Below are 11,973 nucleotides of genomic sequence, written 5' to 3' on the forward strand. Positions count from 1 at the left end.
TTCACTGCGCCAGGCCGAAGGATTTGATGCCCTTGGCCAGGACTTCGATGCCGTCGATGGTCCGGATCGTCGGGTTCATCGACTGAGCATCCATCAGAACGAAATGCTTGTTCTTGACGGCGTCGAACTGGCTGGTGACCGGATCCTTCCCGAGGAATTCGAGCTTGACCTTCGGATCGTCAGCCGCATAGCGGCGGCGATCCATGGTGGCGATGACGATCACAGCAGGATTGGCCTGCGCAATCGTCTCCCATCCGACCAGCGGCCATTCTTCCTCGGTCGTCACGACATTCCTGGCGCCGATCGTCTTCAGGATATAGGCCGGAGCGCTGTTCTTGCCGGCGATGAAAGCGTCACCGCCGACTTCCTTGCTGGAGAACCAGAACAGGATCGGCAGATCCTTGGACTTTGCGCCTGAAATCGAGGCGACCGCATCCGCTTCGCGCTTCTTCAGGTCGGCGATCAAAGCATCGCCGCGATCCTCAACGTCGAAGATCTCAGCGAGTTCACCGATCTCCTGATAGATCAGGTCCATCGTGAACAGTTCCTTGCGCACGCCGTCGCCGCCATCGGCATTGACCTTGGCGACGCAATCGGTCGGCGCGATATAGGTATTGATGCCGAGCTCGGAAAACTGCTCGCGCTTGCCGACGGAGCCCTGCGGGCCGACATGCCATTCGAATTCGGCGGCGACCAGATCCGGCTCCTTACCGACGACGGATTCGAAACTTGGATCATTATCCGCAAGCCGCGGAATCTTGCCGTTGGCTTCCGCATATTGCGGCAGAATAGGGCCGACCCAAACGGCCGTCCCGGCGATCTTGTCGGCAAGGCCGAGCGAGAAGAGAATCTCGGTCATGCCCTGCCCGATCGAAACGATCTTGGCCGGAGCCTTCTGGAAGGTGACCTTCTGGCCGCAATTGCTGATGGTAAGGGGATATTGGGTCGCGGCCAAACCAGAAGCAGCAAAGCCGGTCAGGCCGAATGCAAATGTAATCGTCGTCAAAAAATGGCGCATGAAAGATCTCGATGGGAGGGAAACTGGACGGTATCAGCGCGATCGCGCTCAAGAAGACCGCCGCCGGCTGCGAGGATCCCAATCAAGGCCGATAGATGTCGGAGGGTGTCGAAGGCTCAGGTCAATCATTCTCTCTGTCCCTTCCGGGCATCCCCGCCCGGCTGATTGGATCGTGATCGACGGCAGGTCTCCTGGCTCGCGGATATCTGACGATCATCTGCCTTCCCGCAAGCATGCTTGCAGTGGCATGGCTCAAGGCCCTGGGAGAGAACCAGCGGGCTGGTCGCTCCCGGATGATCGGCAATCCGCTTACAGTTGCGGGGGCAGCCACGGTCTAGGTCCCTCTTGGGTCGTCCTCACCGTGTTCCCTATTAATCCCCGCGGAGTCTTCCTTGGGGAACCGTCGCGTCCAGTTATGCCGGATGGCCCCTTCCCGTCAAGGACGCATAGATGCGATAAAGCGGGCGCGCAGCTCTCAGAGCCGAGGTCCATGTGGCCTGGTCAAGCGGCGTCCGCCAATTCCACGCGATTTCGCCCGCCGGCCTTGGCGCGATAGAGTGCCTTGTCGGCAGCCTCCAGCACATGCTTGAAGTCGGCAGTCGGTTCGTGGGAGCAGGCAATACCGATGCTGACCGTGACGCGGATGCTCTCCTGCTCGAACATCAGGATTGTCGCTTCGATATCCTTGCGGATCTTTTCCGCAATGGCGGTGGCTGCCTTAACATCGGTGTTCGGCAGCAGAACGACGATCTCTTCACCGCCATAGCGGGCGGCAATGTCGGTCCTTCGGACGGTCTGCCGGATCACGTCCGCGACCCGCGCCAGGACCGTATCACCGAAGGAATGGCCCCAGCTGTCGTTGATCTTCTTGAAGTAATCGATATCGAGCATGATGATCGAAAACGGGATGCGCCTGATGCCGGCTTCCTTGCTGCAACGGTCCCCTTCCCGCTGTAGGACACGGCGATTGGGCAGCTTCGTCAGCGGATCGAGGCTTGCTTCGCTCTCGAGCGCGCGCTGGATGCCGATGCGATATTGCTCGCGCTCCAGCAGATCCGAGAGGAGAAAGACACCGATTATATTGACGATCGTGACCGGAAGCGTTGCCGAGAGCAGAAGCTCGCGCGCAACCGCCCACGGCAGAAAGACGAGAACCACGAGCGACGTGCAGGTCGCCATGCCGAACAATGCCGATCGCTTCCATCCCGTGCCGATCCACTGCCGCGGCAGGAGACTGAGCATATAGCCGGCAAGCGCGACGATGAGGATCCCCGCAATGCCGCCGACGGCGCCCAGGCCGCCGATCATGAAGCGAAACAAACCCATCATCATCGCTGCAACAACGGTCCCCAACAGGCCGCCATAGACCGGCGTAAGGACGAGGAGGATCGAGCGGCCATCCTGAATGACGCCAGGCATCCACTGGATCGGATCAGCCATCGACAGGATGCCGACCACGCCGAACAGCAATCCGACCGCAACCGATTTCAGGATGCCGCGATCAATGATCCGTATGACCCAGGAATAGGCATAGACGATGATAGCCACCTGCCCCAGGACCCGCACCAGCGACGGCAAATGCATTTCAATTCCCATGGCTATCCGCCTTCTTCGCGAGGAGCCTCGTCAATGGCACGCATCGGCCATACTCGAAGTCGGCGCAGGATACCATGCGATCTCTATAAAATGGTTTAGCGAGTCTCTGCGGCGGAACGTGGCTTGGGGCGGGACAGGGGATCGAGTCGGGATCGCAAATAATGATCATTGTCGTAATAGAACTTCGAAATTGATACGGATCGATGCCATGGTGTCCGACACCGCAATCCGAGCAGTGGCGCACTTACGAATTTTCGGGGGATTATAAGACATCGAGGGAGTGGAACAATGCGGATGAAAAAATCGAAAGGTGGACAATGCTGAGCAGATTGCCGAAGCTGCGCAAAGCCTTCCCGGTGGATCGCTTTTCAAGAACGTATAGATAATACGCGCTATCTGGCACCCGGTGTGAAGCGGTCAAGTGCGGACGAACAATTTTTCGCCTTAAGCTGCAGGCGATCGATGCAAGACCTGTGCGCGAAACTGCGCTGTAAAGATGTTGGGCACGATCCGAATATCGATCATGGTCATGCCAATGGCCTTTTCGGGAAGGGCCAGGCCGGGGCAACCTGTCGCATCGACCCGCGATAGTTTGCTCGAACGCTTCGATCGCAGATCGCATATCCCCAATTCACCAGCTTTTCCGATACATCGTCGCCGAGGTTGCTGAGCCGGGTCGGTGCGCCGGAGAGGGCCGCGACCTCCTTCGGCGAACATGGCAATGCCCCTTCGGGCGCGAGTTTGGAGGGGTCCGTATCGATACCCCAATAGGAGCCGAAACGACCGTATCCCTGCGCGGCGACCAGCGATGCCTCGTCGCTCAGCGGCGCGGCCGCCTTGAAGCGGCCGATAAGATCGCGACGCCGCAGTGCTCTCACCTGGTTGTCGGTGACATCCAGAATCCGGCGAAGCTGACTAACCCAATTGCGGCATAGGCCGGAATTTCGGGCAAAGGGCGCGCCGCCATCGCTGACGAAAAGAGTGGCGAAGCGCTTTATCAGCGGCTCGACGCCATGATTGTCGTAGACGCCTCCATCGGTGAGAATGACAGTCCTGCGAAAATCGCGGATCGCCGTGATCGGTTTGGACGGCGCCGTCGGCCAATCCTGAAAACTACCGTCCGCAAACTTGAGCACCAGCGGCGACAGAATGGGAGGAAAGGCCGAAGAAGCGGCCACAGCTTGGGCCAACGGAAAATCCGGCCGGTCGAGCCGCCCGACGATGTAATCACCGGCATAGGTCCTGCCAAAGCGCCAGAGTACGCCGGTCTGCAGGTTCGTTGCGCAGAATATGAACTGCGGCTGGTCGGGCAGATCCTGAAGGCTGCGCCCCTGAAACAGATGCTTGTCGTAGAATTTCGCCACTTGCCGCGCGGCGGACGTTCCGGGCAGGAGCCCGATCACCGCATCCATGATGTCGATCCTTGCCCGGGCAAAAGCGAGCATTGGACTGACGAAGACATCCTTCATATTGGCAAAATCAGCCGTGACGAGATCGGGCCAAACGCTCGCGAGCCAGGCGGTGGTGATAGAGCCGCCGGAAACGCTGGAGACGCGCTTTGCCTGTTGCAGAAGCCCAAGTTCGGCCAAGCGGAGGAAGGCGCCGACGTGAAAGAGCATGGCCCGAAATCCCCCGCCGGACGCGGCGACACCGATACCCGCCTCGAAACCGTTGCCGTCCCACCGGAAATCGGAGGCTTCCACGACCTCGCTTTCGGCGGATAGAGGTATCGCATCGATCTCATTCATGGACCATGCCTCATTGTCGGCACCGGAGATCTCCATGCCGGGGGCGCATCTCCTCAGTGCGAGAACAGAAGACGGTCCTTCGCCGCCTGCGAACCCGTTGCGTAGAACCGCTGAAACCAGGCCGCCTGCCCGGGGGCCGGCGGCCGGGCGAGCGTCAGGCTGTTGGGCGCACCCGCACCCTGCATCGCCGAGCGGAAATGGAGATGATCGAATATCCGGAGGGCTTCGAGGGCATAGGATGTCGCGACCCGCTGGTCTTCGATCATGACAAGATTGTCGCCATTGCCCGTTTCGCCGCTGGGCGACAGGTTGGAGGATCCGGTGAATACCTTGGCCGTCGGCAGGTTGAAGTCGGTCACGACGAACTTGTCATGCTGATGAATACCGCTGCCGCCGCTCCATTCGGTCTTGAAAGGTTCCGGCGCGTGGCTTGCAAGATAGGTGAAATCCACCAGGCCGATCGTCCCATCGGGTTTGCGGATTTCGAGTCCGCCCTCCTTGTCGGAAATGCCGTAGCTGAACACGTCCTTGCCCATCAGCCGATCGACTGCCTGGCGCACCGGGCCTGAGCGGATCTGGTTAAGGAAGGCGATGGCGTAGAAGACGGAAGACGAGGCCTGATCGATCGCCGCGCCAACGGGGCTGAGCGACAGATCGCTCGATTGGTGCGGCGAGAAGCAGAAGTGCGCTGCCGGCATGCCGGGCGCCTGCACGAGGCTCCACTTGCTGCTGAGGCCGTCCTGCTCGAAGGCGTCCAGTCCCTGAAAGGCCAGATCGAAGGCACGGCCGAACAATCCCGCCGCATCGCTTGAATGGAACACGAGCGCATTGTTGGCCTGTATGTAAAGGCCGCGATAGCTGAAATTGGTCGAGCCGAACAGCACCTTGAGGGGCTGGCCGCCGCGCCGGACGATGAAGACCTTGTTGTGCTGCAGGGTCTTGAAATGCATGCGCTTCACCGCACCCGTTCCCGCCGAAGCAGCAAGTCGCGCCGCCGCCTGCGATTCCGCGCTGCCGGAAGGTTTGTGCGACCCTGAATTGTCGATAATGGCGCGAACGCGATTGCCGCAGCTTTCGAGCTTGGCGACGATATCGCGCTCGTTGAAATCATAGGCGAAGACATCGATGGAGAGACCGGGATCGTTCACCACCTCGTCCAATAGGCCGAAGATGAGATCATAGGCTTCGAAGCCGAGCCACTGGTAGACGTCGCCCTGCAACTTCGTGAAGGTCAGGCCCTGGTCCGGATCGCTCGGGATAACGTCCGGATTGTTGCCGAACTTGTCGGCGTAGGCCTGCGAGGAGGCAAAGTTGCGGGTAAAGCCGATATCGAGATAATCGCTATAGGTCATGCGGTCGAGCGAGATCGGCAGGTCGGCAACCTGATCACCGCTGCGCAAGGCGCCGGCGGCATTCATGTGCATCTTCGTCACCCGATAGAGATAGGTTCCATCCGTCGGGTCATAGGGAAAATGCATCCAGCGGAACTTCTGGAATGGAGCCTCGGTCGACAGGAAATTGCGGAAACCGTCGACGCCCTTGCCGCTGCTGTAGTCGAAATTCAAACGGTTCCTCAATGGAACATAATCAGCCGAACTCGGGCTCTTCACCTCAATCGCGAAGCCTACGAAATCATCCTCGGGATCGGTGACGTCCATCCCGATGAGGCACATGCGTTCGCCGCGCCACAATTTCACTGCAAGGCTGCCGGCGCTACCAGTATTGGCAAAAGTCATCTCAATCCCCTCGTTGCGTTGGATGAAGGCGATGCTTGTCTTTCATGCGGGAATGCAGAAGGCCGTTAAGCCGTTTGGATCGGACTAGAATGGCTCGAATATTTGCGAGACCTTGGGTCCGTCACTCAGAAAATCTGTAGCCAGAATCAGATTGAACACAGCCGGTGCCCATGGATCGGGATAGCTTCCCTCAGGCGCGCCAAGTGTCCACATCAGCCCGGGAATATTGCCGTGATGCCAGCAGACTAGGATCGCCTTACCTTCGAATTCGGGCTTGGAGAGCAGCGTATCGGCCAAGGCGCCGTAGTCTTTGTCGGCATACGACGTATGCAACGCGATACCCAATGCTTCCGCCAAGGGCTGGACGGTCTGGACAGGCCTCTCACTATGCCTCGACGGAGCGGCGGCAAATATGAAATCCGGTGGTCCAAGGCCTTCGAGATACCAGGCGGCCAACGCTTTCGCGCGCGCTCGCCCGGGGGCGGACAGGTTCGGATCTCCCGGATCGTCTGGCTTTTCGGCATGACGCATGACCAATATCCTGACTGGCGCCATTCGTCCCTCCCTTGGCTGCCGTCTTGATCCATCGCTACCTGAAATTGGATCCACGATATTCTTTCCACAACCAGGCGCAATGGCCATTTTCGGCATTAAAAAAATTTCATAAAGCGTCATGGTGGCCTGGTTGCCGGCGTGGCAGGAGCCGGGGCCGCGTTCTGGGGAGCGGCGGTCGCGGGTCCATTCGCAGCCGCGGAACCCGGCAGAACTTTGGCGGTTGCCACCGTGTAGAACTGGTAACCGGCGAAGATGATGAGGACGACGACGAGCACGCCATAGACGTTGCGAACGGTCTTGCGGACGCGACCATAGTCGGACACGCTATTGCTGATCGGTGTTTCGCTGAACTCCTCGATTTCGGCGGCGCTCAGCACCTGGTTCAATCGCAAGGCCCATATGGCGCGGGCGCGGTCCTGGCCGGCAAAATAACCGGCATTGATGAATGTCTGGACACGAAAAGACAGGATCAGAAACGCCGCCGCGCCGATGGCGAACAGCCCCGCGATCCATGTATTGGGCGTCTTTGCGGCATCGGAGAGGATTTTGATCACGAAGGGCGTGGTGGCGACAGCCAGATCCTTCCACAACGCGCCCGTCATATCCTGGGCTCGCTGGGTCGCCTTCTGCGCCTCGTCCACGACCGTCTTGCGCAAATCGGCAAGGGCTTTCAGCGTCTCCTTGCTGCCGGCCTTGACATAGGCCGCATAGGCGGCCTTCGCGGATTCGAGGCTGCCGTCTCCGAATTCGGCGAGGCTCCCCTGGCGATAACTGCGCGCCCATTCCGCCGCCAGCAGAACATGACGGGTCTCCGTGTCGCGCTCGCCGCCTGCAAACACCCAAAACACACCGTCATCGAGCCGCTCGAACATGGCGAGCAGTTCGGGAAGCGAGACGCTGACCTTGCGGCTCGGCGGGCCGGAGAGCTGATAAATCACATTCGGCGCTGCCCCATAGACCTGATCGGAAAGTGCCGCCATCAGCCTGGGAGCCGCCAGTAAGCGCCAGGCTTCGAATGTCTGCGACGATTGCCGCGGATGATCCTGCAGCAGCCATGGCCGTATATCTGCCGGCACGAGCCCTGCATTGCTGGCGTCATGGCATATGCTTCGAGGGTTGGGAAGTTCCGGCAGCCGATCGAACGGCGCGGGAGGTTGCTCCGTCCAAGGCTGGAACCTCGCGCCATGGGATGTGAATGTCTCATCCGCCGTCAGTTCGGCAACGCAGACAACGAGGCTGCCATCCAGGGCCTTTGCCAGGCCTGTCAGGGATTTTCCGTAGAAGAGCCGAAGAACGGTCTTCTGCGAGACCTTGTTGAGCGTAATGGCAAAAACCGTGCTCGATGCCGGCACGTCGCCGTCGTCGAGGGCAATGTCCGTACCGTCACGCCTGATCGTGACGGAGTCGAGAAAGGCCGGAATATTGATGCGGAGGGCCAGCCATTCCGTTCGAAGGGTTGCATCGTCAAGTTTCGCCCTGACGATGATCAGTTCCGCATGCTCTTCGACTGGCTTCGTCGGCTGCGTTCGTGCAATAAGATCGAGGATCTCAGTTGGGGTCATCGGTCTCAATCGCCAGCTTGTCGTGGATGATGATCATGCCGTCCTCGGTCTTTTCGATCAGGGCGCGGAATTCGTTCGGCACGCGGATCTCGATGCCATTTTCGGTCTTGAAATAGAGTGTCTTCGGTCCCTTCACCTGATCGGGCGCGAGCGTCATCGGCACGCCGGAGATCCGCTCTGTCGTGAGGCTGCGATTGAACTTGCTCAACAGAACGCTGTCGTCCGCAAGCTTGTGCCCGATGACGGTCTCGAGAAAGGAGCGATGGTCGTCGCTGTCGATTTCACCACCGCCGGAGGCGGCGTCGTAGGTCCGTTTGGTGAGTTCGCGCACCACTTCGCCATCGACGAGATCCGGATTGTCACCGATCACCTTGCGCGTGACATCGACCAATTTCTTCGTCAATTCGGCATCGCTCAATGTCTGCCGCGCGCCCAGAAACGCCTCGAAATATTGCGCCACCTTTTGCTGATTGCGCCTGTCCAGCACGGTCAGCTCACCGCCCTTTTCGGTCAGTTTGATAAGGGCTGCCTTTTGCAGCGCCGCCTTGTTCTGGACGAAGGTTTTCTGAAGCGCTTCGAGGCTGACCTTCTTCCGGCCGCTGCCGTCATCCGTCAGATCGTAGGCGATGACCGTTTCGTCATCATATTTCAGAAGGGCGAACGATCGTGTTGCCTTCGCCTTCAGGACGAACAGCAGAACCGCTCCTTCGGCGGCGGTTCCGCCGTGATAGGCTTGGAAATCCTCGGCCAGTTTTTCGCTTTCCTCCTGGAAAACGCCGGCATTCGAGGCGATGCGGCCGAGACGCTCGCGCGTCGAAGACGCATCGGAAAAAGCATAGGGCAAGCCGCCATTCACCGATCGGATGCGATCGACGAAGAAGCTCTCGAATTCCCCAGGATCGACCTCCGCCAGCTTGATCAGACCGTTTTTCGGCCCGACAAGATGGAAGATCATTCTTTCGATCTTGAGATCGCTCAATTCGCTGTCATCGAAAAATGCCAAGTGCCCCTCCCAAACGTGCCAGTGAACACTCAGAACAAGATAGGGTTGAAATGATACAAGGCGATCTTCAAGCCTGGATGACGTTGCTGCAGTCATCTTTCGTGCCGTGCACCGGTACCAGAAAGCCCATCGCTATCTTTCAGTTTCGCGCACTGTGCTTCGGATTCTTGATTTTGCGCATGACTTTACCGCAAAACCGCGGGGTGTACGCGCCACGCTTTAAATCCTGCGGCAGGAATTGCCCGGAACGAACTTCGGCGTGAGCACGAAATCCTGCGGCGGCTCGACGGCGCCCTGGGGATTGGTGATGCGATGCATGAGGCGCCTTGCGATGATGCCGCCGAGCGCGAGCGTGTCCTGAACCACCATGGTGATGCGCGGCGTGATGACCGAACTCCACTGCACATTGTCGATCATGGCGAGCGAGATATCTTCGGGACAGCGGAAACCCAGCTCCTGCATGGCCTGCAGTGCCGAAAGCGCAACGGCGTTATTGGCGCCGAGAATCGCGGTCGGGCGCTCGGGCTGGATCAGTAGCCGCATGGCCGCCTCGTAGCCAGCCGCGCGCGTAAACTGGCCGTCAACCACGAAATTCGGGTTCACCTCGACGCCGGCATTGGCCATGGTATCGGCAAAGCCGCGATATCGCTCCGTTGCCGTATGCATGTGGCTCGGGCCGGTGATGAAGGCAATGCGCCTGTGGCCGAGCTGCAGGAGATGTTCGGTCAGCATCGCACCGGCAAGGTAATTGTCAGAACCGACGAAATCGCGCTCGATGCCGGCAACCTTCTGGTCGAAGCAGACGATCGGCACGTTCAGGCCGGCAATGAAGTCGAGATAATCCTGATCATAACCTGACGGCGCAAGTGCCAAGCCGGCGGTCTTGAGACCGATCAGATGCTCGACCAACGCCCTTTCGCGATCCGTCTTGCCGGAGGAATCGGTGACGACGACGAAGTGCTGGTGATCGAGCGCATAGTTTTCCAGCTCGCGCCGGATATCCCCAAAAAACGGGTTGCCGACATTGCCGACGACGAAACCGATCATGCGGCTGCGTCCGCGCGCCAGGCTTTGGGCAAGCGGGTCGGCAACGAAGCCGACAGCGGCAATCGCCTGACGAATTTTCTCCAGCGTTTTCTGGCTGACACGCGCCGGATTGCTGAGCGCCAACGACACCGTCGAGACGGATACGTCAGCGAGCTTGGCGACGTCACGAATTGTGGCCATGAATTTTTCGAACCGTTTCTATCGCTTTTAGCTTTTCGATCGCAGAGGTTTCCTTCGATGAATCGCTGTCATAAATCTAACATTTGCCGGCCATGAAGCAATATGCGGAAAGAGATTTCAACAGCGCGCTTGACATAATGAGCATGAGGATCAATTATTAAATCGAACCGGTTCGATAAAGTCTTAACACTTAGGAGGATAGTGTGAGCGACGCAGCAATCAGTGGCGGCCAGAATGTGGCCGACGGCAAGGCATGGTTTGGACACGACCGCTTCGGCATGTTTATCCATTTCGGACTTTACGCCCTCGGCGCACGTCACGAATGGCTGAAGAACCGCGAGGAGTTCACCACCGAGGCCTATCAGAAGTATTTCGACAATTTCGACCCCGACCTTTACGACGCCCGCGAATGGGCACGCCGCGCTCGCGAGGCCGGCATGAAATATGTCGTTCTGACCGCGAAGCACCATGAAGGCTTCTGCCTGTGGGACAGCAAAGTCACCGAATACAAGGTCACCAACACACCCTATGGCAAGGACCTGATCGGGCCTTATGTCGAAGCGCTTCGCGCCGAGGGGTTGAAGATCGGCTTCTATTATTCGTTGCTCGACTGGCACCATCCGGATTTCCCGATCGACGGACATCACCCGCAGCGCAATCACCCCGACGCCGCCAAGCTCAATGAGGGCCGCGACGTCAGGCGCTACGCGAAGTACATGCGAGATCAGGTGACCGAGCTTTTGACGAGCTTCGGCAAGATCGACGTCATCTGGTTCGATTTCAGCTATCCTCACCGCGTCTACAAGGGCTTGCCCGGCAAGGGCCGCGCCGATTGGGAAAGCGACGACCTCATGAAGCTGGTGCGCCAGCTACAGCCCGATATCATCGTCGGCGACCGCCTCGATCTGCCGCGCGATGCGGATCACATGCCCGAACTCGTCACGCCGGAGCAATATACGCCGCGCGTGGCTCCGACAGTTGCGGGCCTGCCGGTGCGATGGGAAGCTTGCCACACCTTCAGCGGCTCATGGGGCTATTATCGCGACGAGGCCAGCTGGAAGGATGCCGGCCAGCTCATCAACATCCTGGTCGACACGGTCTCGCTCGGCGGCAATCTGCTGATGAATGTCGGCCCGACCGGCCGCGGCACCTTCGACGCCCGCGCCATCAAGGCGCTCGACACCTATGGCGAATGGCTGCGGCTGAACGGCCGTGCGATCTATGGCGCAGGACCTTCGACCTACAAGGCGCCAAACGGATGCCGCTTCACCCAGAAGGGCACTCGGCTCTACCTGCATATACAGACCTGGCCCTTCCGCCACATCCATATCGAAGGACTGGGGCGCAAGGTCAAATATGCCCAGTTCCTGCACGATGCCAGCGAGCTTCATTGGCTCGACCCGGATGCAGACGTCGACTCCAATGTCGGCGTCGCCGTCGGAGAGGGCATTTTGACCCTGGAACTGCCGGTGCTCAAGCCTGACGTCGTGGCCCCGGTCATCGAACTGACCCTCAAGGATTAAGGAGA

At 59.2% G+C, this 11,973-nt stretch carries 9 protein-coding genes and 1 riboswitch; of the genes, 1 reads left to right on the forward strand and 8 read right to left on the reverse strand.

Features of this window, described 5'->3' with window-relative positions; all coding sequences use genetic code 11:
* Nucleotide 1: 1 nt before the first annotated feature.
* From FP026_RS05455 to FP026_RS05490, 8 genes are all read right to left on the reverse strand, one after another.
* Nucleotides 2-1,018 (reverse strand): ABC transporter substrate-binding protein, encoded by a 1,017-nt coding sequence (locus tag FP026_RS05455; RefSeq protein WP_149633595.1) that lies wholly within the window; start codon nucleotides 1,016-1,018, stop codon nucleotides 2-4.
* A 164-nt stretch (nucleotides 1,019-1,182) separates the two neighbouring features.
* A riboswitch (cobalamin riboswitch) is annotated at nucleotides 1,183-1,438 on the reverse strand.
* Between the two features lie 81 nt (nucleotides 1,439-1,519).
* The gene (locus FP026_RS05460) at nucleotides 1,520-2,614 is read right to left on the reverse strand and encodes a GGDEF domain-containing protein (RefSeq protein WP_149633596.1); all 1,095 of its coding nucleotides are present in this window, start codon (nucleotides 2,612-2,614) and stop codon (nucleotides 1,520-1,522) included.
* A gap of 527 nt (nucleotides 2,615-3,141) precedes the next feature.
* Nucleotides 3,142-4,398, reverse strand: a complete 1,257-nt coding sequence (locus tag FP026_RS05465) for a patatin-like phospholipase family protein (protein ID WP_149633597.1) — start codon at nucleotides 4,396-4,398, stop codon at nucleotides 3,142-3,144.
* A gap of 17 nt (nucleotides 4,399-4,415) precedes the next feature.
* Entirely contained in the window at nucleotides 4,416-6,098 is a 1,683-nt protein-coding gene (locus FP026_RS05470) for a phospholipase D-like domain-containing protein (RefSeq protein ID WP_149633598.1), read from the reverse strand.
* 84 nt (nucleotides 6,099-6,182) lie between these two features.
* Nucleotides 6,183-6,773 carry a SixA phosphatase family protein gene (locus FP026_RS05475; protein WP_149633599.1) on the reverse strand — a complete coding sequence of 197 codons (591 nt, stop codon included), beginning with the start codon at nucleotides 6,771-6,773 and terminating at the stop codon, nucleotides 6,183-6,185.
* On the reverse strand, nucleotides 6,770-8,215 hold the full coding sequence (locus FP026_RS05480) for a hypothetical protein (RefSeq protein ID WP_149633600.1): 1,446 nt from the start codon (nucleotides 8,213-8,215) through the stop codon (nucleotides 6,770-6,772). The genes FP026_RS05475 and FP026_RS05480 overlap by 4 nt, the downstream gene beginning before the upstream one ends.
* On the reverse strand, nucleotides 8,202-9,218 hold the full coding sequence (locus tag FP026_RS05485; RefSeq protein ID WP_188112503.1) for a nucleoid-associated protein: 1,017 nt from the start codon (nucleotides 9,216-9,218) through the stop codon (nucleotides 8,202-8,204). Before FP026_RS05485 ends, FP026_RS05480 begins: the two co-directional genes overlap by 14 nt.
* Before the next feature lie 219 nt (nucleotides 9,219-9,437).
* Nucleotides 9,438-10,445 (reverse strand): LacI family DNA-binding transcriptional regulator, encoded by a 1,008-nt coding sequence (locus tag FP026_RS05490; protein WP_149633602.1) that lies wholly within the window; start codon nucleotides 10,443-10,445, stop codon nucleotides 9,438-9,440.
* 203 nt (nucleotides 10,446-10,648) lie between these two features.
* Between FP026_RS05490 and FP026_RS05495 the strand changes: the two genes are divergently transcribed.
* A complete protein-coding gene (locus FP026_RS05495; protein ID WP_149633603.1) occupies nucleotides 10,649-11,968 on the forward strand; it encodes an alpha-L-fucosidase in 1,320 nt (439 codons plus the stop codon).
* Nucleotides 11,969-11,973: the final 5 nt, after the last annotated feature.

The sequence above is a fragment of the Martinezella tropici genome, assembly GCF_008370325.1.
GTDB classification, from domain to species: domain Bacteria; phylum Pseudomonadota; class Alphaproteobacteria; order Rhizobiales; family Rhizobiaceae; genus Rhizobium; species Rhizobium tropici_B.